This is a genomic window from Clostridium sp. D43t1_170807_H7, from assembly GCF_015555905.1.
Taxonomy (GTDB): domain Bacteria; phylum Bacillota; class Clostridia; order Clostridiales; family Clostridiaceae; genus Clostridium.
This window is the reverse complement of sequence record NZ_JADNLK010000030.1, coordinates 1-26,341: the sequence shown is the minus strand read 5'-3', so window position 1 is coordinate 26,341 and position 26,341 is coordinate 1. Positions and strand designations below refer to the sequence as shown.

Genomic DNA, 26,341 nt, shown 5'->3' with positions numbered 1-26,341 from the left:
CTACTATTAGCTCTATGCTTTTTGGCATACTATAAATTAAATTCCCGAAGGGAGCGTGGCGAAAGCCACTTTTTTTATATCAAAAATAACTACGAAGGAGGTAGATGTGTAATGATTAATGTAAAATTAAAAGATGGATCAATAAGAGAAATTGAAGAAAATTCAAGTGTACTAGATTTAGCTAAATTAATTAGTAAGAAGCTTGGAAAATCTGCAGTTGTAGGTGAAGTTAATGGAACCTTAGTTGATTTAGATTATAATATTAAAGATAATGATGAGGTGAATATAGTAACCTATGATGATGAAGCTGGAATTGAGGTTATGAGACACACTACCTCACATGTAATGGCTCAAGCTGTAAAGAGACTTTATAAAGATGTAAAACTAGCTATAGGACCAACAGTAGAAAATGGATTTTATTATGATTTTGATATTGAAACACCATTTAAAAATGATGACTTAGTTAAAATAGAGGAAGAAATGAACAAAATCATAGAAGAAGATATTTCATTAGAGAGAATGGTAGTAAGTAGAAAAGAGGCTTTAAAATTAATGGAGGAAAGAGGTGAAGTTTACAAGGTAGAACTTATAAAAGATCTTCCAGAGGGAGAAACAATTTCTCTTTATAAGCAAGGAGATTTTATAGATCTTTGTAGAGGACCACATCTTTTATCTACTAAAGGAATAAAGGATTTTAAATTAACTAGCGTTGCAGGAGCTTACTGGAGAGGTAATGAAAAAAATAAAATGCTACAAAGAATTTATGGAGTAGCATTTGCTAATAAAGAAATTTTAAAGGCCTATTTAAATAATATAGAGGAAGCAAAAAAAAGAGATCATAGAAAATTAGGTAAAGAATTAAAGTTATTTACATTTGTTGATGAGGGACCAGGATTCCCATTTTTCTTACCAAAAGGAGTTATTCTAAAAAATAATTTAATTAATTATTGGAGAGAATTACATCAAAAGGCTGGATATGTTGAAGTTGAAACACCAATAATGTTAAATAAAAAGTTATGGGAAACTTCAGGTCATTGGGATCATTATAAAGAAAATATGTATACTTCAATGATTGATGATGAAGAGTTTGCATTAAAACCTATGAATTGTCCAGGTGGAATGATTATTTATAAAGCAGAAACACATTCTTATAGAGATTTTCCAATGAGGGTTGGAGAGCTTGGAAGAGTTCATAGACATGAACTTTCAGGGGCTTTACATGGTCTTATGAGAGTAAGGGCATTTACTCAAGATGATGCTCATATATTTATGTTACCAGATCAAATAAAATCAGAAATTAAGGGTGTTGTTTCATTAATTGATATAGTTTATTCAAAGTTTGGATTTAAATATAGTGTTGAACTATCTACAAGACCAGAAAATTCAATGGGAAGTGATGAAGATTGGAATATGGCAGAGGATTCATTAAAGGCTGCTCTTGAAGAAATGAATTTACCATATAAAATTAATGAAGGTGATGGAGCGTTTTATGGACCCAAAATAGATTTTCATCTTGAAGACAGTTTAGGAAGGACATGGCAATGTGGAACTATTCAATTAGATTTCCAATTACCACAAAGATTTGAATTAGACTATATTGGAAGTGATGATGAAAAGCATAGACCAATAGTTATTCATAGAGTTATTTTTGGAAGTATTGAAAGATTTATTGGAATATTAATTGAACATTTTGCAGGTAAGTTCCCAACATGGCTTGCACCAGTTCAAGTTAAAATTTTACCTATTTCTGATAAGTTTGTTGATTATGCTGATGAAGTTAAAGAAAATCTGGAATCTAAAGGCGTAAGAGTTGAAGTGGACTTACGTACTGAAAAAATAGGTTACAAGATAAGAGAAGCTAGAAATGAAAGAGTTCCTTATATGATTGTAGTGGGTGAAAAAGAGGAAAATGATAAAACTATTTCAGTAAGAAGTAGGGATAATGGTGATGAAGGAGCTGTAGATTTAAATAGATTTATTGATAGAATTATGGATGAAATAGAAAATAGAAATTAAATAAGAAGAGAGCATTTAGTTTTTTATAGCTAGTATGCTCTTTTTTTTTATATTTATCTAAAATTTAAGTAATTGTAAATATTTATTCTGTAGAGAAAGAAAAAGATACTATATTATAAGAAATATTAAGTAACTAACTCCAGCTTGATTTCATAGTATATATTAAGAATGTCTTATATGACAATACGAAATATATATTATACGGAGGAAAAGAGTATGGGATGTAGAAATAGTAGATCCAATAATATTAATAGAAGGTTAAGAGAGCTTCACTGCTTAGTAAGAGATTTTTTAGAAAATAATGAGGATGTTAGTGATAGTTTAGATGAGAACTTAGAAGAATTAATTGAAGTATTTTGTAATTTAAAATGTACAGTAAAGGATCAACAAAGTACTCTAGAAAGTTATATAGCAATAAAAGAATGGCTAGATAAAAATGCAGATTGTTATGCTCCAAATGCTAATAGTTGTGAATGTGAAAGATTAAATAGAAATGTAGAAGAAATATTAAAGGAAATTACAAGACAATTATTAGAAGCATTAAATGACCTTAATAAAGCAATAAAAGCGCTTGAAAATGCTCAATGTTTACAAAGTAAATTAGATAGAGCTTTCAAAAAATATGTTGAATGTGTTCATGAAGAAGATAGTAGTTGCGGATGGTAAAATAGATTTATTTTTATAGTAAATAAAAATAAGTAAGAGGAGGATAATTTGAAGATAGCCTCCTCTTACTTATTATATTGAATATAGTGATAATTCAATTAATATAAACATACTTTAATATATATTAAAAATAGTATTAAAGGGATGATAGAGTTGGAAAAGTTAAAAGTATCGAAGGTTTTAAGTAGCTTACCATTAATTTTTGAAAGAAATATAGGGCAACACGATGAAGAAGTACAATTTATTTTAAATAAAAATGAATGTACAACATTTTTTACAGATACAGAATTAGTTTTAGCATTTAGGAGTAATGAAAAGATTGAAGAAGTAAAAGCGGTAGATAGTAATTCAATAGTAAATTCAACATTAAATAATTTAAACGAATATAAGATAAATGTATTAAGAATTAACTTTGAAGATTCTAATAAAATCCCTCAAATAATAGGTAAGAATGAATTTAATTGCAAGATAAATTATTTCAAGGGAGACAATAAATCAGAATGGAAAAGTTATATACCCATATACGAAAAATTATTATATAAAGAAGTTTATCCTGGAATAGATATATTGTATTATGGAAATCAAACTAATATGAAATTAGAATTTATTGTACAACCTAATAAGAATATTGATTGCATAAAGTTAAATTTTGAAGGTGCAGATAAAATAGAAATAGATGAACAGGGAAATTTAGTGATTAACTTTGATGATAAAGCGGTGAAAATATTAAGATTAGAAGCAATTCAAGAGATTAGTGAAGAAAAAATAGAATGTAACTTTGAAATAGAAGATAATTTTAAGGTTAAATTTAATATGGTAAATTATGATTTAAATCAGGTATTAAAAATAAAGATGCAGTTTTTATTTGAAGCTTTTAAGGCAACTAAAGTAGTAGATAGAGGAAATTCTATTGCTGTAGATAATAAAAAATGTATTTATATTACTGGCGTTACAAGTATTCAAAAGTTTCCAGAGAAAAGATTATATAAGACTATTTATTCAGAAAAGGATTATAGTGCTTATATAATAAAAATAAATTCACGAAAAAGTGGTCAAGCAGCTTTAGAATATGGAGCATACCTTGGTGGAAATAGAGTTGATGAAGGAGTTTCTATAGCTGTGGATTATAGTGGAGTAGTTTATGTTGCAGGAACTACAAATTCTACAGCAGGATTTCCAGTTATAGAAAAATCATATTTATCTAGTTACCCAGGTGGTGAAACAACAGGCTTTTTAGTAAAGGTAGATACAAAGGAAATTGGAATAAATAGTTTAGTATATGGAACATATTTGGGGGGAAATGGCAGTGATTATATATATTCAATTGCATTAGATAAGAATAAAAATATATATGTTGTAGGAGATACTACATCTAATAGAGGATTTCCAATAACAGAAAGTGCATATAAAACCGTTAAAAATAAAAATAACAAATGTGGATTCCTAATTAAATTAGATACAAGATTGAAAAGGAAAGAGGCTTTAGTATATGGAACATACTTTGGTGGGAGCATAAGCGATAGCTTTTATTCAGTAGCTATAGATCATAATGATTATGTTTATATAACAGGAGTTACTAAATCAAATGATTTTCCAACTACTGATAGTGGATATGAAAAAAAAGCTTATGGTTCTTTAAATAGTACTTTTTTAGTCAAATTTGATTTAAATCAAAGTGGTAAAGAATGCCTATTATACTCAAGTTATTTAACAGGAAATGGTGATGATATAGGATATTCAGTAGCAGTAGATTCCAATCAATGTGCATATATAACTGGTGTAACAAACTCAAATGAGAAGTTACCTATAACGAAAGATGCTTTTCAACTTGAAGTGCTCAACAATAAAGAAAGTGGATTTTTAATAAAACTAGATACAAAAATGTATGGGGATGAAAGTCTAATATATGGAAGTTATTTAGGGGGAAATGGTATTGATGTATGTTCAGATATAAAGATTGATAGTAATAATTATGTTTATATAACTGGATTTACAAGTTCTAAAGATTTACCTATAGAGAACTATAATTATAAAGATATTGTTTTAAATGAAGAGTTTTATTCTTTTTTACTTAAAATGGATATAAGTAAGAGTGGGAAATTGGCCTTATTAAATAGTGCTTATTTTGGAGATAATGGAAATGATTTTGCATTAGCAATGGATATAGATAATGATTTAAATGTATATGTTATCGGATATTCCAATTCTATAGTAAGTGATGAGATTGATGGTATTAAAGGTAGGGCTGAGGGTGACACTATCTTTTTAACTAAGATAAGTACACGAATATACAATTTAGTAGCAGAAAAAAATAATTATAAAGCTTTTGTTGAAGTTTCAGAAAAAGCAGAATATACAATAGATATCATAAATAATGGACCTGATATTGCAAAAAATGTTGTAGTTACAGATATATTGCAAAAGGGATTAATAGTTAAAGGAATTAAAGTTTCAAAGGGATCAATACATCAAGTTGGAAGTGAACTGGTTTGGAAAATTGATAAAGTTAGACCTAATGAAAAACTTTCAGCAAACATAACAGTTAAGGTTTCGATAAAGGATGAAGCGGTATCAAGTAATTTAGTTATAGATACTTTTGATAATTCATATGGATATAGAAGTGCAATATATGAAAATAAAATGTATAGATATTTAGTTTAAATATACCCCTTAAAGTAGAACCGATAATACTTTAGGGGGTATTAATTAATCTAAGTTTATTTATAAATACAGAAATAAAAGTATTTATAATATTGATAAATTTTTGACAAAAAAGAAGTTTTTAGATAAAATAATAAAGTGATTTTAAATTAATGTAAATGTTATAAAAGATGTAGTATTGAGTTGAGGCAAAAAATATAGTAGTAAAGGGTGAAAAAAATTGAATAAGGCAATTAATTTAATTAAGCGATTAGTATTATTTTTTGTGGGAATGAGTATAATTCAATTTGGAGTGGCATTATTCCTAAAGACAAGCATTGGATCAGATCCATTTACTGTTTTCACGCAAGGATTAGCAATGGTTCTAAATAAAACAGGATTAAAAGATTTATCAATAGTGCAGATGATTTCAGGAAGAGCTGAAGTTACTCCAGGTGTAGCCAATATGATAATATTAATAGTATTATTTATTGGTATATTAATAGTTGATATGAAAAGAATAAAGATAGGTACATTAATTTGTGTTGTTGGAGTAGGGCCAATAATAGATTTAGGAGTAAAAGCAGTTTCATATTTCCCAGTAGAATCAGCTAATATATTTATAAAAATGTTATTAGTATTGTTAGGGTGTTTTATAATTGCAGTAGGATTTTCAATAATTTCAGCAAGCGATATTGGTGTAGCGCCAAATGACATTGTTCCATTTATAATTAAGGATAAGCTAAATTTTCAATATAGATGGATTAGAATATGTTTTGATGCAACATTTTTAATTATTGGATTCATTTTGGGAGGAACAGTTGGAGTAGGTACTATCATTGCAATGTTAGCAACGGGACCATTCATTCAATTATTTTTACCATATGGTAAAAAAGTTGTTGATTTTATTGTTAATGGTAAAGAAGATAGTGAATCTGCTATTATTGCATAAATGAATTGATATTTTAATAATAAGTTATAATAGATAGTATGAATAAATTAGTTATTCATACTATCTATTTATTTTTTATGGGAGCTGAGGTTAGATTTGGTGAGGGAGATAATGAGCTTCAAATTAAATATAATTGAAAATGTCGCAGGTGATGTAGATATTCCAGCAGAAGATGGAACTATTAATGATGATTATAGAGTCGAATATTTAAGTGAACACGTTAAATTCTCACATCTATTAGGTCTAGGGAGATTTTCTTAAATAAGGATTATTTAGATAAATATAAAGAAATTTTGATATAATAAGTATGAATACAATAGAATACGGAAGAAGGGATTAATCATGATAAAACTAATAGCAAGTGATATGGATGGAACTTTATTGAATGATGATCACATGATATCAGATGAGAATTTAAAGGCTATAAGAAAAGCCCAAGAAATGGGAAGACATTTTACAATTGTAACAGGAAGAGATTATGGAGCAGTAAAATCATATTTAGAGGAATGTAATTTAAAGTGTGAATGTATTTTAAGCAATGGAGCAGAATATAGAGATGTAAATGGAAATGTAATTGAAAGTGTCTATATGAATAAGAATAGTGTAAAAATAGTATTTGATATATTAAATGAAGCTGGTTTATGTATTCAATTAATGACTAATAACGGTTCTTATATAACAAATAAAGAAAGTGATAAACAGGCTATTATTGATAGATTTAAATTATTTAATCCTAAGATGACTGAGGAAGAAGTAATAGAGTTTGTTAAAAACTTTCATAAACAAAGAGGAATGAAGAATATAGATGATGTTTATGAAATTTTAGAAAGTGATGTAGAAATATTAAAAATAGTTACTTTCGATAATGATGAAAAATTAATAGCAAGCTTAAAAGAAAAATTAAAAGAGAACACATCAGATTTAGCAGTAGCATCAACTTTTTCAAATGATATTGAAATAAGTGATATTGAAGCTCAAAAGGGACTAATATTAGCTAAAACTATTAAAAAGATGGGAATAGATAAAAGTGAAGTAATAGTACTTGGAGATAGTTTTAATGACTACTCTATGTTTACTGAATTTGAAAACTCTTATGCTATGGAAAATGCAATTCCAGAGATTAAGGAAATTGCAAAGTATGTTACTGATAGTAATAATAATGATGGAGTAGCAAAAGCTATTTACAAGGCATTAGAAATATAACAGATTATCTTTAGTTAATTAAAAAGGAGCTACTGTATTAATTACTTAGCTCCTTTTTAGAATTTAGGGAATTGTTATATCATTAATAAAATTATAAGTAATTTCAATTATGGTATATGCAACTCCAAGGAGAGTAATAGTTGCTAATAGAATCATATCATCACTCCAATAAAATAATATATATTAATATGGTAATTAAAAAATATGAAAAATATACGTTAAATTTATTTTAAATATAATTTTCTAAACAAATAAATGAGTAATAGGCATTATACTGATTCCTAAAAATATAGAAGCAACAGAAAGTCTTGTATAGCCATATTTTCTAGAGGATGGTATAAGTTCATCTAATGATATATAAATCATTATTCCACAAACTACAGCAAAAATTATTCCAAGTATAAGTTCATTAATAAAAGGCTTTAAACATAAGAAAGCGATTAATGCACCTAAAGGTTCTGCCATTCCAGACAGAAAAGAATATTTAATGGCTTTGTATTTACTTTTTGTTGCAAAATAAATTGGCATAGCAATAGCAATACCTTCAGGAATATTATGAAGAGCTATAGCTAAAGTTACAGCAATTCCTAATGATGTATCCTGATATCCAGAAACGAAAGTCGCAATACCTTCAGGAAAGTTATGTATCATAAGAGCTATAGTTGATACTAAACCAACTCTAAAAATATCGAAATTATTATTACATTTAGCAACAGTCCCCTTTTCCTCTTCTGGAATAAATATATCAATTAAGTAGGCCATTAATGCTCCTATTAATAAGAACAAAATTGACCATAGTATGCCATTAACTTTCCCATGATATTTTGAAATTGCTTCTTGAGCTGTAGGAAATAAATCTGTAAATGAAACTGTAATCATAACACCTGCAGAAAAACCTAATGAAAAGGTAAGAAACTTTTCATTTCTAGTTTTGCTAAAGAAAATAATAACTGCACCTAAAACAGTTGACAATCCTGCAATTGTTGAAAGTAATAATGGAAATAATGAAGCTTTATCAATCATTCTGAACCTCTCTATATTATTGTTACATAATTATTTTATGACTAATGATAAATAAAAAGAATATAAAGTTTTATTAAAAATTGGTATAATTGTAAATGATAGAGGGGGAGTAGAATATGTTAGGAACAATAGTAAATTCAATAACAGTAATAGTTGGATGTTTAGTTGGACTTATAGTAAAGGGAAGGTTAACAGAAAAAATAAGTATAACAATAATGAATGGCCTTGCATTATGTACTTTATATATAGGAATATCGGGAGCGCTAAATGGTGGAGATACGTTAATAATGATAATATCAGTAGCTATCGGGGCATTAATTGGAGAAATTATAGATATTGATAAATGGCTAAATAAATTAGGCTATTATTTAGAAGGTAAATTTAAGAATAAGAAAGAAAGCAATATATCTATAGCTGAAGGATTTATAACCTCTAGTCTTTTATTTTGTGTTGGGGCAATGGCTATAGTAGGGTCATTAGAAAGTGGATTAAGGGGAAATCATGACACTTTGTTTACTAAGTCTATTTTAGATGGGATATCATCTATTATTTTTACATCTTCATTAGGAATAGGTGTAATATTTTCTGCAGTAACTGTATTTGTATATCAAGGAGCTATAACATTAGGAGCTGGACTTTTATCAGGAGTATTAAGTACTTCTGTAATTACTAATATGAGTGCTGTTGGAGGATTACTCATAGTTGGACTTGCTCTTAATATGCTTGGTGTAACAAAAATAAAAATAGCAAATTTACTTCCAGCGATAGTTCTACCTATAATTCTTCAAATATTTTAGTTCAATTATATAGAAAAAGTGGTTAAATATGTAACGTGATGCTATAATATATTTGTAATTATATGTTTTTAGGAGGTAAGTAATGAAAAAAGATTATTCGGCACTTATTTGGGGATTAATATTTGTTGTAGTAGGAATTATATTTGGGGGAAATGCACTTAATATATGGGATATAGATATATTTTTCCCAGGATGGTGGACTTTATTTTTAATTATACCTGGATTAATATCAATGGTTAGATATGGATTTAATTGGGGATCAGGTATATTAGTAATAATAGGATTAGTATTACTTTTTGATGCTTTGGATATAATAGATGATGGTGTTATATGGAAGTTAATATTCCCATTAGTTTTAGTTGCTGTAGGTATATCTATAATTGCATCATTTTTTAGAACTGGAACAAAAAAAGGTATTAAATCTGAAGAGTATAGTAAAAGTAAATCATATAAGTATGATTCAACACAATATCCAAGGTATACTGCTATTTTAGGTGGAGGAGATTATAAGAATAATACTGAAGATTTAAAAGGAGTAGTTGCAGAGGCTATATTAGGTGGATTATCAATAGATTTAAGAGATGCTAAAATAACTGAAGATATAGTTTTAGAACTTACTGCAGTTTTAGGAGGAATAGATATATTTATTCCTGATAATGTAAGAGTTGAAATAATATCAGGAGTTCCTGTATTAGGTGGATTTGAACACAAAATAAATAGAAATGCTATTTCAGGGCCAAAGGTTAGAATTAAGTATACGGCAGTATTAGGTGGAATAGAAGTTAAATAATAAAATATAGAAAATTTATATTAATAAAGGTAATAGTTCTAAAATTAGGACTATTATTTTTTTTTATTTCATTTATAATAATAGATATTATTTAATAAATATTTTATAAAAACATAAGCTGAAGAGTAAACTATAAATAATTGAGATTTCAATTATAGAAGAGGATGGTGTTTTATATGAAAGTTATAATCATCGGTGGTGTAGCAGCAGGAATGAGTGCTGCGGCTAAGTTTAAGAGACTTTCACCAAAGGATGACGTTGTAGTATATGAGAAGGGTGATATTGTATCTTTTGGAGCTTGTGGGCTACCATATTATGTTGGAGGGTTCTTTGAGGATTCAAGAGAAATGATAGCGAGAACTCCGGAACAGTTTAGGGAGTCTGGAGTAGAAATACATACTAAGCATGAAGTTATAGATGTGGATTTTCCTGGTAAAAAATTAAAGGTTAAAAATCTTACTACAGGTGAAATATTAGAAGAAAGCTATGATAAGTTAATGATAGCAAGTGGCGCTAGAGCAATAATACCACCAATTAAAAATATTAATTTAGAAAATGTAGTTACATTAAAATCAATGGATGATGGTAATAAATTAAGAGAATTAATGGCAAGTGAAGAATATAAAAAAGTTGCTATTATAGGCGCTGGATTTATTGGACTTGAAGCCGTTGAAGCTGCAAAAAATAGAGGAAAAGAAGTTACTGTTGTTCAATTACAAGATAGAGTTCTTCAAGAAGTATTTGATAAAGATATAACTGACATTTTAGAAGCGGAAATTAGAGAACATGATGTTAATCTTTTATTAGGAGAGACTGTACTTGAACTTATAGGAGATGGAAAAGTTTCTAAGGTTAGAACTGATAAAAGAGAATTTGAGGCAGATATAGTTATACTTGCAACAGGTGTAAAACCAAATACTGATTTCTTAAAATCTGATGAAATAAAGATGCTTAGAAATGGAGCAATAGTAATTGATAGTTATGGAAGAACATCAGTAGAAGATGTATATTCTGCAGGAGATTGTGCAACTATAAATAACTTAATTACAGGTAAAGAAGCATATGTTCCTCTTGCAACAGGTGCAAATAAGCTTGGAAGAATAGTTGGAGAAAATCTAGCTGGACAAAATAATTCATTCCAAGGATCTATGGCATCAAGTTGTATCAAGGTTATGAATATGGAAGCAGCTAGAACTGGATTATCAGAAAAGGAGGTTAAGGATTTAGGATTTGATTATAAGACTAAATTCATAACTGACATGAATCAAACTAGCTATTATCCAGGAAGAGAAAGAATTTATGTTAAACTTATTTATGATGCACATACTAAAGTTATATATGGAGGGCAAGTAGCAGGTTATAAAGATGCTGTTCAAAGATGTAATGTTTTAGCGGCATGTATTTATGCTAAGATGACAACAGATCAATTAGGAATGTTAGATCTTTGTTATTCACCACCATTCTCAAGAACTTGGGATGTATTAAACGTAGCAGGTAATGTAGCGAAGTAAAAAAATGTAAGGACCTCCGGGGTCAATCCAAATATTGGATTGACCCCGGAGGTGTTTTATTCTACTGGCAAGCAATAGGCTTGTCACTTTTTATCTTTACAGTAAGTATTTCATAATCTATAATAGCTACATAAAGGAAATTTGTGTAAAGGGTGAATTAGGAGAGTTAGAAAATATTATGGTTAGAAGTAAAGAATTGTTATTAATAAGGTACATATCATTTTTTATATTAATATTTCAATTATTTATAGAATACGAGAACAAAGGTATAGGGAGTATAGTATTTATTTTGATTTTCATTATAAATAATCATTTAAGGATGTTTTATTTAAATAAAGATAGTATGAAAGTTAGTTCAATTATATTAGAGTTATTAGTGGTATCATTTGCACAATTAAAGTTTGGTGGAATTATTATTTTTTATCTTATAGGAGTATCTTTTGATATATTCGCATTAGAAAATAAAGTTAGTAAGTACATATTAAGAATAATGATTTTATTAATAATCAGTAATCCCATATTTAATGAAAAAATGGAAGATAGAATTATATATTTTATTTTGATTAGTGTTTTATTTATTTTGTTAAGTTATATTTCAAGATTATATAATACAAAGTCAGAGGCACAAAGTCTTTATGATAAGTTAAGAATTTCAGAGGAAAAACTTATAGCAGCTAATAAAGAACTTGAAATGTATGCTAATTCTATAGAAGAAATTACATTGCTAAAGGAAAGAAATAGAATATCAAGAGAAATTCATGATAGCGTTGGACATGCTTTGTCAACAGCAATGATTCAATTATCTGCAATGCAAGCAATTGCAAATAAAGAGGGCAGTTCATTAAATAGTATGGCTAATAATTTAAGAGAGTTTATAAATGAAAGTTTTCAAGATGTTAAAAGAGCTGTAAGAGAGCTTAAACCAGATGAATATGATAATTATCAGGGGGTTTTAAGATTACAAGAAGTATGTAAAACTTTTGAGAAAATGTCTGGAATTGAAGTTAAAACAATAATAGCTAAAGGCGAATGGGGTTTATCAACTAAGCAAGCTAGTCATTTATATAGAATAACACAAGAGGTATTATCTAACTCATTAAAACATGGTAAAGCAACTTTAATAAAAGTAATTATGAATTTTACAGATAGTGAATTTATAATTTCCTTTAATGATAATGGAGTAGGTACTGATATTATAAGTGAAAGCGGAGTAGGACTTAAAAGTATAAGAGAACGTACAGAAGAGTTAAATGGAATAGTTGATATTAAATCAGAAAAAGGAAGGGGATTCTTCATTAAGGTAATAGTACCTAGAGAGAAGGAAATTTAGTAATGGATAAAATAAAATTATTGATTGTAGATGATGAAAAGTTAATAAGAGAAGGCTTAAAAATAATGCTATCTATTTTTGAAGATATAGATGTTGTTGGAACAGCTGAAAATGGGTATAAAGCTTTAGAGTTTTGTAAAGGTAATGAAGTTGATGTTGTTCTTATGGATATAAGAATGAAGGAATGTGATGGAGTTATGGGAACAAGGCTTATTAAAGAGCAATTTTCGAGAATAAAGGTAATAATTTTAACAACTTTCAAAGATAAAGAATATATTCAAGATGCTATGAAGTATGGGGCTTTTGGATATATGCTTAAGGATAGTTCTCATGATGTAATTTATGAAGGAATAAAAACAGCATATAAGGGGAATATGGTGGTTCATCCAGAGGTAGCAACTAAAATGATGGACAATAGCATATGCAATAAAAAAGATATAGATAAGTTTGGACTTTCAGAAAAGGAAATAAAAATAATCGAATTTATAGCTAATGGTTTAACAAATAAGGAGATATCAGAAGAAATATTTTTATCTGAAGGAACAGTAAAAAATAATATTACTAACATACTTTCAAAATTAGAACTTAGAGATAGGACACAAATTGCGATTTTTGCATTTAAAAATGGAATAGTGACTTAAGTCATTTATGAAATGACCTTAAGGAATAGTTATCCCCCTAGGATTATCGTACTATAGTATTAAGATAAGCTAAGGGGGTATTTTTTATGAGTATTATAGAAGTAAAAAATATAACAAAAAGATTTAATGATAAATTAGTTTTAGATAATGTTAGTTATGAAGTAAATGAGGGTGAAATATTTGGATTTATAGGACCAAATGGTGCAGGTAAATCTACTTTAATTAATATTATGACAACTTTACTTATACCTGATAGTGGAACTATTAAGATATGTGGGTATGATATTTTGAAAGAACCTATAAAGGCAAAAGAATGTATAGGGTATGTACCACAAGATTTAGCCTTAATTGAGGATCTTAATGCTTATGATAATTTAGAGTTTTTCGGTGCACTATATGGACTTAAAGGGAAAGTCTTAAAGGAAAGAATAAAAGAGTCACTTAAAGTTACCGGTTTAGAAAAAACAAAAAAACAAAAAGTTAAAAAGTTTTCTGGTGGAATGAAGAGAAGGTTAAACATTGCGGTTGCAATAATGCATCATCCAAAAGTTTTAATACTAGATGAACCTACAGTTGGGGTGGATCCACAATCAAGAAATCATATATTTTCTTTTATAAAAAATATATGTAAGGAGTGGGGTACTACAATTGTTTATACATCACACTATATGGAAGAGGTTGAGGAACTTTGTAAGCGTGTATTTATAATGGACTTAGGTAAGGAGATATCTTATGGAGAAAAAGGAGATATTAAATCATCTGTATTTTCTAATAACAAAGTTTTAATAGAAACTCAAAATATAAATGCAAAAACTATTATGGAACTAAAGGATATTAAAGGAATTATGAAGGTTACAGATAAAAATGAAGAAGTTTCATTAACTATTAATTCAGAATTTAAACTTGCAAAAGTACTTTCTTTATTAGAGAAAAACAATATTGATATTAAAAAAATCAGTTATGAGGAACCTAAGCTTGAAGATGTATTCTTATCATTAACGGGAAAGAATTTAAGAGATTAGGAGGGGTAGAATATGAGAGGTTTATATTATATAAAGACTACTCTTAAGAGTATGTTTTCAAATTTATTACTAACAATATTAAATTTTATACTTCTTCCTATACTTTTTGCTTTTTTTATGGCATATATGCAAGACATGTTACACGATAATCCTTTAAAAATGAAGTTACTAAAGATTCAAATTGTAGATGAAGATAATAGTGATATATCTAAGGAGTTAGAGCAATTTTTAAAGAGTGATAATATGAAGGATATAGTAAGCATAGTAGATAAAAAGCCAGAAGTTGAGCTAATAATAGAAAAAGGGTATGGAGCTAATGTCTTATCATTAAATAAGGATAACATAATTATAAGTAAACAAACTGAAGAAAGAGAATTTGCAGTTGATACATTTAAAGTGATATTAGATAAATATCATCAAAGCCTATATGTATCATTATCAGGTGGGGATTTAGAGAGTTTAAATAAGCTGGATACTTCTAATATTATAGAAAATGAAATAATTGATATTTTAGAAACTAATAATGCTTATGAAACAATATCAGCATCAATGATTGGATTTGTAATAATGTTACTTATAGTATCGATACTTAGAACTGGGTACTCTGAAGTAAATAGTAATTTGAATAAAAAGATTTTCTCAACGCCGATAACTAAACTACAATATCTATTTTATGATACGGCAACATTATTAATATATTCGTTTATAATAATTTTTAGTTATGTTATGTTTTTTAGAATATCAGATTTAAGTTTTAGAGGAAGTTTAATACAACTTATTATATTAGTAATTACAGCAACAATATTAGTGGTTTCAATAGTAAAAACTATATTAACATTATTTGGTGCTAAATATGGAAATATGGTTGGACTTATAATGTATGGTTTACCACTTATTTCTGGGGAGTTATTTACTGGAGAAGGAAATAAAATTTCATTAATTACTCCAACTCATTATTTAAATAATGCATTTTCGCTATATAATTTAAATGGAAACTTAGAAGGATGTGGAAAGTGGATATTACTTATATTAGGGATTTCATTTACAATATATTCACTAGCAATTATAAAAGAAGGATTTAATTGGAGGAAAGAAATATGCGCTTAGTACGATTAGTTATGATTAATATTAAAAGACAAATGAAAAATCCTCTGACTTTATTACTTACATTAATTATGCCTATTGTAATAATATTGGCAATTAATAGTGGCGGATTTGCTGGAATATCTGGTGATATAGGTATTATTGATAATAGTAAATCGGAGTATTCAGTGGAGTTAATCGAAAAATTAAGTGAAAAATATTATGTTGAGGTTTTACAAGGAGAAGTTGAAACTCAATTTAATTTACTTAGAGAGAAAAAGTTAGGAGCTATTTATGTTATTGAAGATAATTTCGAAGAAAAGTTAAATGAAGGATTAGCTCCAAATATAAAATCCTATCAAACAGAGTCTACAAATGGCTCAATAATGGCAGTTAATATAATTAATGATTATATATCTAAAATTATAGAAGAAGATATAAGTAGTGGACTAAGTACAAATTCAATAGTAGCAGTAATAGATGATAAAGATTTTGTAGATAAAAACAATTATGAGATGACTATAATTATGATTTGTTATTGTATGTTATTAGGTGGAGCTATAATTGTTGAAGAAATATTAAAATTAAAAAGTCAAAATGTATTAAAAAGAACTATTGCAACAAGTAATACAGACTTTGCTATTTTAGGAAGCTTATTTGTTTCATCATTTATAATTCAAGGGGGTTTATGCAGTTTAGCTTTTATAATATTACAGTTTTTGATTGATATTCCAAATAGTAATATAATTCAAGGAGCTTTAGTAATATTTTTAGGCAGTTTAATTTCTACTTCAATAATTGTAGCAGTAACAAGATGGGTTAAAAATGAGAAATTGGCAAGCATATTAAATATTTCTATTGGATTAATAACATTTGGAGTGGCTATGCTATCATCAAAATTCGCAGAATTTGAGAATGTTCCAGAGATAGTAAATAAGATATCTTTAGTATCACCATTTACTTGGTTATTAAAAATTATTGAAACAGGGAATGCTTTAGTCCCTACAATAGTTATAATTTTAATGTCAGCAGTATTTTTTACAGCTGGAAGTTTTAAATTAAGGGATTTTGTTAAGGATTAAAAATAAAAATACAAATTAAGCGGTATGAGTAAAAGTATTTATCGGATTCATACCGCTTAATTTCTATTTGGCGAATTATAAAACCTATTAATGAAATTAATTTCGTATTTAATGATTTACTTTATTAAAATTTTATGTAATAATATTATAGATTTTGTGCCTAAATAATAATAAAGTTTAAAGTTTATTATTAATAGTTGCAATAGTATGAATGTTTTTACGTAGAAAATATTCATACTAAAAAAAAACTATAAAATTAGGAGTGGAAATATGAAAATAGGATTTGATCATGAAAAATATTTAGAGGAGCAATCAAAATACATATTAGAAAGAGTTAATAACTACGACAAACTATATCTAGAGTTTGGTGGAAAACTTTTATTTGATTTACATGCAAAAAGAGTTTTACCTGGATTTGATGAAAATGCAAAAATTAAATTATTACATAAATTAAGAGAAAATGTAGAAGTAGTTATTTGTGTGTATGCAGGAGATATAGAAAGAAATAAAATAAGAGGCGACTTCGGAATCACTTACGATATGGATGTTTTAAGACTTATTGATGATTTAAGAAGTTATGATCTAGAAGTTAATTCAGTTGTAATAACTAGATATAATGATCAACCTTCAACAACTGTTTTCATAAATAAATTAGAAAGACGTGGAATAAAGGTTTATAAGCATAGAGCTACTAAGGGATATCCAACAGATGTTGATACTATTGTTAGTGAAGAAGGATATGGAAAGAATCCATATATTGAAACAAGTAAACCAATAGTAGTTGTTACTGCACCAGGACCAGGAAGTGGTAAGCTTGCTACATGTTTAAGTCAATTATATCATGAAAATAAAAGAGGAAATGTTGCTGGATATTCTAAGTTTGAAACATTCCCAGTATGGAACGTTCCATTAAAACATCCATTAAATATAGCTTATGAAGCTGCAACAGTTGATTTAAAAGATGTTAACATGATAGACTACTTCCATTTAGATGCTTATGGAGAAACTGCAGTTAACTATAATAGAGATTTAGAAACATTCCCAGTACTTAAGAGAATCATAGAAAAGATTACAGGAAAAGAATCAGTTTATAAATCACCAACAGATATGGGAGTTAATAGAGTTGGGTTTGGTATAGTTGATGATGAAGTGGTTAAAGAAGCTTCAAGACAAGAGATAATAAGAAGATACTTTAAAACAGGTTGTGAATATAAAAAAGGTTATGTTGATAAAGAAACATTTGAGCATGCAAAACTTATAATGGAACAAGTTAACTTAAAGCCAGAAGATAGAAAGGTTGTTATACCGGCAAGAGAGCGTGCAGCTAAATTAAAGGAAGAAAATAATAATATTTGCACAGCAGTTGCAATAGAATTAAATGATGGAAGTATTCTTACAGGAAAAGGTTCAGAACTTTTAGATGCATCAGCGGCAGCATTATTAAATTCAGTAAAGCACTTAGCTAATATAGCAGATGATATACATTTAATTTCACCAGTTATTTTAGAACCTATTTTAGATTTAAAATTTAAAACTTTATCAAATCAAAAAGTATCATTAAATTGTGAAGAAGTTTTAATTGCATTAAGTATTTCAGCAGCAACTAATCCGATAGCTCAAGTTGCAATGGAAAAGTTAGCAATGCTTAAGAATTGTCAAGCTCATTCAACTACAATATTACCAACAAGTGATGAACAAACATTAAGAAAGCTTGGAATAGACGTAACATGTGATGCAGAATATGCTTCAGAAAGTCTTTTCTACAATAATTAATAAATAGATAAAGTAAAGAGATTATTACAATAGTAAATGTAATAATCTCTTATTTTTTATGTAATTTTATGATTAATAAAAAGTAATCACTATTCTTTTTATAGATGAATAGTAATAAAGTATATGCAAAATATTATGAAAAGGAGTAAATGTGGATGACAACTTATAAAGGTATAGATATTAGTAATTGGCAAGGAAGTGTAGATTTCTCAGAAGTAAAGAATAGTGGAGTACAAATAGTTTATATTGAAGCAACAGAAGGAAATTTTTATACAGATCCATACCTTCAAGAATTTTATGATGGTGCATCTAGTAGTGGATTATTAATAGGGTTTTATCATTTTTTTAGTCCATCAGTTTCAGCATCAGAGCAGGCAAAATATTTTACTAATGCTATAAGTGGAATGACAAGTGACTGTAGATTAGTATTAGATTTAGAAGAGGCAGGTAGTTATGGATCTGCAGAACTATCTATGCTTGCAAATGAATTTTTAGAAGCTGTTGAAATAAATAGTGGATTAAATGTTGCTTTATACACTTATGCAAGTTTTGCAAATAATAATATTGAGCCAGGATATGGATTAGAGAAATATCCATTATGGATAGCAGAGTATGGAACTAGTTCTCCAGAAAGTAATTCAATATGGGGAAGCAGTTATGCTGGATGGCAATATTCAGATACAGGATATATACCAGGTGTAAGTGGAAATTGTGATTTAGATACCTTTAATAGTGGGATATTACTAAATAGTAAAGTAAGTATTCCGGGAACTAGAAAGCAAGAGTCAGAAAATGGTGCTATCAAATATTATGTAGTTCAAGCAGGAAATACTTTAAGTGGAATAGCAGCAAGGTTTGGAACTACAGTTCAAGCATTGGCTCAATTAAATAATATAACAAATCCTAATTTAATCTATGTAGGTCAAGTATTAAAGATATATGGAGATAATAAAGTTCAAAGAGGAAATAATAATTTCAGTACTACCTATGTTGTACAATCAGGAGATACTTTAAGTGGAATAGCAGCGAGATTTGGTACAACTGTACAAGAGTTAGCTCAATTAAATGATATATCAAATCCTAATTTGATATATATTGGAGAAGTATTAAAACTTCCAGTTTCTAATTCGGTTAAAAGTGGAGCATCATCTAAGCAATATCAAACAACTTATGTAGTACAATCAGGAGATACTTTAAGTGGAATAGCGGCAAGATTTGGAACTACAGTACAATATTTAGCTAGAATAAATGGAATAGTAAATCCAAATTTAATATATGTAGGACAAATACTAAAAATTAGTTCATCAGGAGTATCGGCACAAAGAGGAGATTCTACTGCAACTTATGTAGTTAAATCTGGTGATACTTTAAGTGGAATAGCATTAAGATTTGGAACTACAGTTTCTAATTTAGTTGCATTAAATGATATTTCAAATCCAAATTTAATATATCCAGGACAAGTTTTAAAAGTTTAGTTATTGTTAAACAAAAATAAATTAAAAAATTAAGATTTAAACTTAGCTTAGATAGTTTAAATGAATTAAGAATCTGTTAAAGTAAAAATTAAGAAGGATAAAATAAGTTTGAAGGCTTATTTTATCCTTAGTTATATTATATTTTTGCAATTACAAAAATAAAAATATTTTTATAAATAATATATGAAATTAATGGTTATTAAAATAAGAGTATTACTTAGAATTTATAGAATAACTAATAATATGTCTAGGAATAATAAATATAGACAGATTAGATATTTATGAAAGGAATTGTTTTGATGAGTGAAGAGAAAGTTAGAATAATACCTCTTGGTGGATTGGGCGAAATTGGAAAAAATATTACAGCTATAGAGTGTGATAATGAAATTGTTATTATTGATTGTGGAGTAGCATTCCCTGATGAAGAAATGTATGGTGTTGATTTGATAATTCCAGATATAACTTATTTAAAAAATAATGTGGAAAAGATAAAAGGGATTTTTTTGACACATGGACACGAGGATCACATAGGGGCATTGCCTTATGTATTAAAGGAAATTAATGTACCTATTTATGGAACCAAATTAACTATCGGAATTGTTAAGACAAAACTTGAAGAACATAATATTTTAGCAGAGGCTAAGTTAAATAATGTTGAGCCAGGAAATATGATTTCATTTAAGAAACTTAAAGTAGAATTTATAAGAAATACTCATAGTATTGCGGATTCATGTAGTTTAGCTATATTTACACCAGTAGGAATAATACTTCATACAGGTGATTTTAAAATTGACTATACACCTATAGATGGAGAAAAAATGGATTTGCAAAGAATATCTAATTTAGGTAAAGAGGGAGTTGCCTTATTAATGGCTGATAGTACTAATGTTGAAAGACAAGGTAATTCATTATCAGAAAAAAGTATTGGATTAACATTAGATAGAATTATTGGAAAAGCTAAGGGAAGGGTTATAGTTGCTACTTTTGCATCTAACATACATAGAATGCAGCAAATAGCCGATGCATCTTTTAAAAATAATAGAAAAGTTATTTTTAATGGAAGAAGCATGGAGAATATATCTAAAGTTGCCATGGAGTTAGGGTATTTACATATACCAAATAGTGAAGTTATGAGTATTGATTATTTGAAAAATTATGAAAATGATAAAATAACATTAATAACAACAGGAAGCCAAGGAGAACCTATGGCATCATTAGCTAGAATAGCTTTTTCAAATCATAGAAAAATAACTATAGAGCCTAATGATACTTTTATAATTTCAGCATCACCAATACCAGGAAATGATAAGTTAATATCACGAGTTATAAATCAATTATTTAGGAAAGGAGCTGATGTAATATATGAGGATTTAGAGGACGTGCATGTATCAGGTCATGCCTATCAAGAAGAGCTAAAGCTTATACATACATTAGTTAATCCTAAATATTTTATGCCTGTTCATGGAGAGTATAGACATTTAAAGCATCATGGTGATTTGGCAGAGAATTTAGGTATGAAAAAAAATAATATATTTATATTAGAAACAGGAGATGTATTGGAACTTACAAAAGATAATTGTAGAAAAGATGGCAGAGTTAGAACAGGAGCAATATTTGTTGATGGTTTAGGTGTTGGAGATGTTGGGAATATTGTATTGCGTGATAGAAGACACTTAGCTCAAGATGGAATGTTAACTATTGTTGTTACTATAGAAAGAGATACTTTAAGTATTGTTTCAGGACCAGATGTAATTACAAGAGGATTTGTATATGTTAAAGAGTCTGAGGAACTTATAAATAAAGTAAAAGAATTGTCAGTAAATGAATTAGAGAAATGTTTAAGTATGGGTGTTATCGAGTGGTATGTATTGAAAGGGAATATTAAAAAGACTGTAGAAAATTATATTTATGAAACTACAAAAAGACGTCCTACAATAATTCCAATTATTATGGAAACTTAAATATAATGCGTTGAAAATAAGTAGATAAATGTTGTATAATTTATATGTAAACATTTAAAAAGGGAGAAAAGGGGAAAAATATGAATACAGTAACAGCTAAAAGATATCAAGATTTGATGCAAGAATTTTTAAAAACTCCAAGAAGTGATGTTAAAGGCTTTAGAAAAAAATATGAAGAGGTTTTAAATAAATTTTTAAACTTGGATGAGGTTTATGTAATAGCTTCGAGAAGTGCAACCGTTGATGAGGTTAAGGAAAATAAAGCTAAACCATTATGTGCATTAAACCATAAAAAATTACCATGCATGTGGTTTTTCTCTGAAAAAGAATTTGCACAAAATTTTGTAAAACACTTTGGAATTATAAAAGAGGGAACTGAATATATAAGAAAGCTTCAAGGTGAAGATTTAATCAAAGTTATAAAGTTTGGAATATTTAATGGAGTCTATCAATTTTCTATAGATGAAGGTAAATGCACTATGGTTATGGTACCATATGATTTATTAAATACTTATTTAGTTAATAAGGGAGAAGAAAACTTTTTAGAAAAGAATCAATATGAGCTAATGATATTATTTACTATGATGAAATTCCATAAAAAGTTGGTATATGCAATTGAAAGTGATGACAAAGATAAGAATGGTAAAAATATATTAGCAGCAGATAGAAGTGGTGTACTTAATATTTTTGATAAAAAAGATGATGCTAATATTCATAAATATGATATTGGATATGGAAGAAAAGAAGCTACAGGACTTAATATTGTTCAATTTAGGAATGCCATTAATTCAATTGTGGATAGCATTGAAACAGTTAGATTTGAAATAAAAGAAAATATTATTGAAATAAAAAGTAGCAAATTAGCTTATATATTAAATGAAATGGTAAAAGTTGAATATAAATAAAATAATTAATAAAACTACCTATAATGGAAATATTATAGGTAGTTTTATTGATATAAGGAAGGTTTATGGTGGTATAAAGCTATATAGTAAAAATTTATATAGCTTTATTATGAAATAGGTGATATAAAAATAATATAAAGAAAAAAGCTTATAATATGTATAATACATAAATAAAGTTTTGAAGTAAAAAATATAAGTATATTTATTTGAGAGGAGAATTTCTATGAAAGACTTATTAGATAAAGGAGCTGTAATACAAAGAGATATGGAAACATATGCGATAGCCCCACATTTAACAGGCGGACTTATAACTCCAAAGCAACTTAGAGATATTGCAGATGTTGCAGAAAAGTATAATGCATCAGCTGTAAAGGTAACTGGGGCTCAAAGAATTGCTATTGTTGGGTTAAAGGAAGAGGATATTGATAAGGCATGGGCTGATTTAGGGATGAAGCCAGGAGCTGCTATAGGACTATGTGTAAGAAGTGTAAAGATATGTCCAGGAACTACTTTCTGTAAGAGAGGTTTACAAGATTCAGTAGCTATAGGATCAAAATTAGATGGAGCATTCCATGGAAGAAATCTTCCTAATAAATTAAAAATAGGAGTTAGTGGATGTCCAAATAGCTGTGCTGATAGCCATACTAGAGATATTGGATTAATAGGTGGACCAAAAGGATGGATTCTTTATGTTGGAGGAAGAGGTGGAGTTATTCCTAGATTAGGGGATAGAATAGCTATGAACATTCCAGATGAAAGAATTTTTGATGTTGTTGAAAAAGTAATAGATATCTATGCTGAAAATGGTCAAGGAAGAGAAAGATTAGGAAATTATATAGATAGAATTGGACTAGATGAGTTTAAGAAATTATTAAATATTGAAGAATTCTTAAAAGCTTAAAATAAATAAAAATAGCAAAAGGAAAAAAATCGAATTATGATTAATAATTTGATTTGCCTTTTGCTTTTTTATTTTATATGAATATCTTTAAAGTTTTAATAATGAAAAGTTATTTACTTAACATAAATATAGGTTATACTAATTAAATGAACAATAATAAATTTAATAAAAATGAGGGAAATATATTGGATAATACATTTAAGAAATATAAATTGTGTGATGAGATAATGAAAGCATTAGATGGTATAGGTTATAGTAAGCCTTCTGATGTTCAAAGTAAGGTTATACCTGAAATATTAAGTGGAAAGGATGTTGTAGTTAAATCACAAACAGGAAGTGGAAAGACTGCAGCATTTGGAATACCATTATGTGAAAAGATATTTTGGGAAGATAGTAAACCACAAGTTTTAATTTTAACACCAACTAGAGAGCTGGCCATTCAAGTTAAAGAGGAATTAAGTAATATAGGCAGATTTAAAAGAATAAGAGCTGTTGCGGTATTTGGAAAACAACCATTTTCTGAGCAATCAAGAGAGTTAAAACAAAAAACTCATGTTGTAGTTGGAACGCCAGGTAGAGTATTTGATCATATTGATAGAGGAACACTAGACATTTCAAATATAAAATATTTAGTAATAGATGAAGCTGATGAAATGCTTAATATGGGCTTTATAGATCAAGTGAGAGATATAATAAATACCTTAAATAAGAATAGACAAACAATGTTATTTTCTGCAACTATTCCAGAAGAAATATTAGGATTATGTAAGGTGTATATGAATAATCCTACTAATATTGAAATTAAAGCTCAAAAGTTAATAACAGATAACATAAATCATGAATTATATAGATTTGATGAGTTTTATAAATTAGACAATTTAAGCAAGCTTTTAATAAGTGAAGTTCCAGAAACGGCAGTTATTTTCTGTAAAACAAAAGAAAATGTTGATAAAGTTTTTGAAAATTTAAATAAAAAAGGCTACTCTGTAAATAAAATTCATGGTGGAATGCTTCAAAAAGATAGAATTGAAGTTATGGATAAGTTTAAAAAAGGTAATTTTAAAATATTAGTTGCTACAGATGTTGCAGCAAGAGGAATTGACGTAGAGGGAATTACTCACGTAATTAATTATGATTTACCAGTTGAAAAAGAGGCTTATGTTCATCGTATAGGAAGAACAGGTAGAGCAGGGGCAAAAGGAAAAGCCATTTCTTTTGTTAATCAGTATGAAGATAGGCTTTTAGATATGATACAAGAGTACATAGGCTTTAAAATTCCAGTTGCAGGAGAAATTGCTGAAGTAAGTAAGGAAAAAAGAGACGAAGCAATAAAAGCTTTAAAATCAAGACCAAAGGTTAAAAAAGAAAAGGCTAAAGTTATAAATAAAAACATAACTAAGATATATCTTAATGGGGGTAAAAAGAAAAAGCTAAGAGCAGGAGATTTCGTAGGAGCAATATCTAGAATAGAAGGAATAACTGCAGAGGATATTGGTATAATAGACGTACAAGATACTGTTTCGTACATAGATATACTAAATGGTAAAGGCAATAAAGTAATTGAGGGACTTAAAAACTCAACTATAAAAGGCAAAAAGCTTAGAGTTGAGAAAGCTAGAAAATAAATTGAGAACTAAAGCGTTAATGTCGTGATGCCGAAAATTAATGATATAACTTCCAGTAAGTAATATAATTTCGCTAAGAATTTATATTATTATCTCCATAAAATCAGCTAAAGCTTCGAAGTTCGCTATCGCTTACCTCAACTTCTTAACGCTAATTTTATTACAATAATAATTAAATTCTAAAGCTTATTATATAATACTTTCTTCCAGTTATATCATTAATTTTTCTCTATCACTAGATTTAAAGCCTAGGTCTGCAATTTAAAGGAGAAATACCTATAAAGTTAATGTTTTGTGCTACAAACTTTTTTGATATGATAGTTATATCTTTAAATTAAATGTATTTTATCAAAGTTAAAGTATTTCTAATTAATAATTTTTCAGCTGATATATTGAAAAAATAAATAAAAATTATATAAAAAATATTGTTTTTTTAGTTTTAAAATTCATATAATTAAAGAGAACTATTGAAAAGCAAGGGTAGTGCCTGAAACCAAATATTCTATTTGTGGGAGGAGAGAAACTATAAGTTTTTCTCCTTTTTATTTATGGACAGGAAAGTATAAAAGTTTTGAAGTCGTAAAGCTATTGATACCAATGAATTTCAAGATTTAAAATTATAAAATTGATACCACGAAGTGGGAGTGGCGATGGCCACTTTGTTATATAAAAATAAAGAGATACTAAGCGTAATAGTATTTGATTTAATAATATGAAAAATTAAAAAGGAAAAGATGTAGATTTTAAATATATGTAAATTGTAAAAATTGATTTACATTTTAATTATATGGTAAAATTTTTAATAAATGCAAATATATAAATGACATAAAATTTCATAAACTAATAGTATTTAAGAATAAAGGGGTCTTTATGGGAGATATAAAGCTTAGTCGTAATGAATTATTACAACAAGCTAGAAGGGTAAGTAACATAAAAGATGAGATA

At 27.8% G+C, this 26,341-nt stretch carries 21 protein-coding genes; 20 read left to right on the top strand and 1 reads right to left on the bottom strand.

The window, feature by feature from the left end; all coding sequences use genetic code 11:
• Positions 1-111 precede the first annotated feature (111 nt).
• From thrS to I2E98_RS14005, 6 genes are all read left to right on the top strand, one after another.
• Complete coding sequence (gene thrS / locus I2E98_RS14030) at positions 112-2,016, top strand: threonine--tRNA ligase (RefSeq protein WP_195469514.1); 1,905 nt, start codon at positions 112-114, stop codon at positions 2,014-2,016.
• 216 nt (positions 2,017-2,232) lie between these two features.
• Positions 2,233-2,682: a hypothetical protein gene (locus tag I2E98_RS14025; RefSeq protein WP_195469513.1), complete on the top strand. Its 450-nt coding sequence runs from the start codon at positions 2,233-2,235 to the stop codon at positions 2,680-2,682.
• Positions 2,683-2,835: 153 nt separating this feature from the next.
• The gene (locus I2E98_RS14020; protein WP_195469512.1) at positions 2,836-5,343 is read left to right on the top strand and encodes an SBBP repeat-containing protein; all 2,508 of its coding nucleotides are present in this window, start codon (positions 2,836-2,838) and stop codon (positions 5,341-5,343) included.
• Between the two features lie 220 nt (positions 5,344-5,563).
• Positions 5,564-6,274, top strand: a complete 711-nt coding sequence (locus tag I2E98_RS14015) for a hypothetical protein (RefSeq protein WP_195469511.1) — start codon at positions 5,564-5,566, stop codon at positions 6,272-6,274.
• Between the two features lie 111 nt (positions 6,275-6,385).
• On the top strand, positions 6,386-6,535 hold the full coding sequence (locus tag I2E98_RS14010) for a hypothetical protein (protein ID WP_195469510.1): 150 nt from the start codon (positions 6,386-6,388) through the stop codon (positions 6,533-6,535).
• Between the two features lie 81 nt (positions 6,536-6,616).
• Positions 6,617-7,477: a Cof-type HAD-IIB family hydrolase gene (locus I2E98_RS14005; RefSeq protein WP_195469509.1), complete on the top strand. Its 861-nt coding sequence runs from the start codon at positions 6,617-6,619 to the stop codon at positions 7,475-7,477.
• 243 nt (positions 7,478-7,720) lie between these two features.
• On the opposite strand, the gene zupT is transcribed toward I2E98_RS14005, so the two are convergent.
• Complete coding sequence (gene zupT, locus I2E98_RS14000) at positions 7,721-8,500, bottom strand: zinc transporter ZupT (protein ID WP_195469508.1); 780 nt, start codon at positions 8,498-8,500, stop codon at positions 7,721-7,723.
• Positions 8,501-8,616: 116 nt separating this feature from the next.
• Here zupT and I2E98_RS13995 point away from each other — a divergent pair, with 116 nt between their 5' ends.
• The 14 genes from I2E98_RS13995 (at position 8,617) to I2E98_RS13930 (ending at position 25,396) form a co-directional block, all read left to right on the top strand.
• Positions 8,617-9,297 (top strand): DUF554 domain-containing protein, encoded by a 681-nt coding sequence (locus I2E98_RS13995; protein ID WP_195469507.1) that lies wholly within the window; start codon positions 8,617-8,619, stop codon positions 9,295-9,297.
• An 82-nt stretch (positions 9,298-9,379) separates the two neighbouring features.
• On the top strand, positions 9,380-10,087 hold the full coding sequence (locus tag I2E98_RS13990; protein ID WP_195469506.1) for a hypothetical protein: 708 nt from the start codon (positions 9,380-9,382) through the stop codon (positions 10,085-10,087).
• 176 nt (positions 10,088-10,263) lie between these two features.
• Positions 10,264-11,598, top strand: a complete 1,335-nt coding sequence (locus I2E98_RS13985; protein WP_195469505.1) for a CoA-disulfide reductase — start codon at positions 10,264-10,266, stop codon at positions 11,596-11,598.
• Positions 11,599-11,887: 289 nt separating this feature from the next.
• The gene (locus I2E98_RS13980; RefSeq protein WP_243251181.1) at positions 11,888-12,928 is read left to right on the top strand and encodes a sensor histidine kinase; all 1,041 of its coding nucleotides are present in this window, start codon (positions 11,888-11,890) and stop codon (positions 12,926-12,928) included.
• A gap of 2 nt (positions 12,929-12,930) precedes the next feature.
• The gene (locus I2E98_RS13975; protein WP_195469503.1) at positions 12,931-13,569 is read left to right on the top strand and encodes a response regulator transcription factor; all 639 of its coding nucleotides are present in this window, start codon (positions 12,931-12,933) and stop codon (positions 13,567-13,569) included.
• Positions 13,570-13,655: 86 nt separating this feature from the next.
• Entirely contained in the window at positions 13,656-14,591 is a 936-nt protein-coding gene (locus I2E98_RS13970) for an ABC transporter ATP-binding protein (RefSeq protein WP_195469502.1), read from the top strand.
• 12 nt (positions 14,592-14,603) lie between these two features.
• Positions 14,604-15,698: an ABC transporter permease gene (locus tag I2E98_RS13965; protein ID WP_195469501.1), complete on the top strand. Its 1,095-nt coding sequence runs from the start codon at positions 14,604-14,606 to the stop codon at positions 15,696-15,698.
• Positions 15,689-16,756 carry an ABC transporter permease gene (locus tag I2E98_RS13960; protein ID WP_195469500.1) on the top strand — a complete coding sequence of 356 codons (1,068 nt, stop codon included), beginning with the start codon at positions 15,689-15,691 and terminating at the stop codon, positions 16,754-16,756. Before I2E98_RS13965 ends, I2E98_RS13960 begins: the two co-directional genes overlap by 10 nt.
• Before the next feature lie 270 nt (positions 16,757-17,026).
• Entirely contained in the window at positions 17,027-18,529 is a 1,503-nt protein-coding gene (locus tag I2E98_RS13955; RefSeq protein ID WP_195469499.1) for a DUF1846 domain-containing protein, read from the top strand.
• A 155-nt stretch (positions 18,530-18,684) separates the two neighbouring features.
• Positions 18,685-20,004, top strand: coding sequence for a LysM peptidoglycan-binding domain-containing protein (locus I2E98_RS13950; RefSeq protein WP_195469498.1), 1,320 nt, complete (start codon positions 18,685-18,687; stop codon positions 20,002-20,004).
• A gap of 296 nt (positions 20,005-20,300) precedes the next feature.
• Complete coding sequence (locus tag I2E98_RS13945) at positions 20,301-21,965, top strand: ribonuclease J (RefSeq protein ID WP_195469515.1); 1,665 nt, start codon at positions 20,301-20,303, stop codon at positions 21,963-21,965.
• Between the two features lie 80 nt (positions 21,966-22,045).
• Complete coding sequence (locus tag I2E98_RS13940) at positions 22,046-22,870, top strand: hypothetical protein (protein WP_195469497.1); 825 nt, start codon at positions 22,046-22,048, stop codon at positions 22,868-22,870.
• A 223-nt stretch (positions 22,871-23,093) separates the two neighbouring features.
• Positions 23,094-23,771 (top strand): NAD(P)/FAD-dependent oxidoreductase, encoded by a 678-nt coding sequence (locus tag I2E98_RS13935; protein ID WP_195469496.1) that lies wholly within the window; start codon positions 23,094-23,096, stop codon positions 23,769-23,771.
• A 185-nt stretch (positions 23,772-23,956) separates the two neighbouring features.
• Entirely contained in the window at positions 23,957-25,396 is a 1,440-nt protein-coding gene (locus I2E98_RS13930; RefSeq protein ID WP_279324988.1) for a DEAD/DEAH box helicase, read from the top strand.
• Positions 25,397-26,341 lie beyond the last annotated feature (945 nt).

What these genes read in the sequence shown, in the direction of transcription:
- I2E98_RS13950 (WP_195469498.1), top strand. Translation starts at nt 18,685, where the DNA reads ATGACAACTTATAAAGGTATAGATATTAGTAATTGGCAAGGAAGTGTA.
- I2E98_RS13965 (WP_195469501.1), top strand. Translation starts at nt 14,604, where the DNA reads ATGAGAGGTTTATATTATATAAAGACTACTCTTAAGAGTATGTTTTCA.
- I2E98_RS13940 (WP_195469497.1), top strand. Translation starts at nt 22,046, where the DNA reads ATGAATACAGTAACAGCTAAAAGATATCAAGATTTGATGCAAGAATTT.
- I2E98_RS13975 (WP_195469503.1), top strand. Translation starts at nt 12,931, where the DNA reads ATGGATAAAATAAAATTATTGATTGTAGATGATGAAAAGTTAATAAGA.
- I2E98_RS14010 (WP_195469510.1), top strand. Translation starts at nt 6,386, where the DNA reads ATGAGCTTCAAATTAAATATAATTGAAAATGTCGCAGGTGATGTAGAT.
- I2E98_RS13960 (WP_195469500.1), top strand. Translation starts at nt 15,689, where the DNA reads ATGCGCTTAGTACGATTAGTTATGATTAATATTAAAAGACAAATGAAA.
- I2E98_RS13985 (WP_195469505.1), top strand. Translation starts at nt 10,264, where the DNA reads ATGAAAGTTATAATCATCGGTGGTGTAGCAGCAGGAATGAGTGCTGCG.
- I2E98_RS13970 (WP_195469502.1), top strand. Translation starts at nt 13,656, where the DNA reads ATGAGTATTATAGAAGTAAAAAATATAACAAAAAGATTTAATGATAAA.
- thrS (WP_195469514.1), top strand. Translation starts at nt 112, where the DNA reads ATGATTAATGTAAAATTAAAAGATGGATCAATAAGAGAAATTGAAGAA.
- I2E98_RS13935 (WP_195469496.1), top strand. Translation starts at nt 23,094, where the DNA reads ATGAAAGACTTATTAGATAAAGGAGCTGTAATACAAAGAGATATGGAA.
- zupT (WP_195469508.1), bottom strand. Translation starts at nt 8,500, where the DNA reads ATGATTGATAAAGCTTCATTATTTCCATTATTACTTTCAACAATTGCA.
- I2E98_RS14005 (WP_195469509.1), top strand. Translation starts at nt 6,617, where the DNA reads ATGATAAAACTAATAGCAAGTGATATGGATGGAACTTTATTGAATGAT.
- I2E98_RS13995 (WP_195469507.1), top strand. Translation starts at nt 8,617, where the DNA reads ATGTTAGGAACAATAGTAAATTCAATAACAGTAATAGTTGGATGTTTA.
- I2E98_RS14025 (WP_195469513.1), top strand. Translation starts at nt 2,233, where the DNA reads ATGGGATGTAGAAATAGTAGATCCAATAATATTAATAGAAGGTTAAGA.
- I2E98_RS13990 (WP_195469506.1), top strand. Translation starts at nt 9,380, where the DNA reads ATGAAAAAAGATTATTCGGCACTTATTTGGGGATTAATATTTGTTGTA.
- I2E98_RS13955 (WP_195469499.1), top strand. Translation starts at nt 17,027, where the DNA reads ATGAAAATAGGATTTGATCATGAAAAATATTTAGAGGAGCAATCAAAA.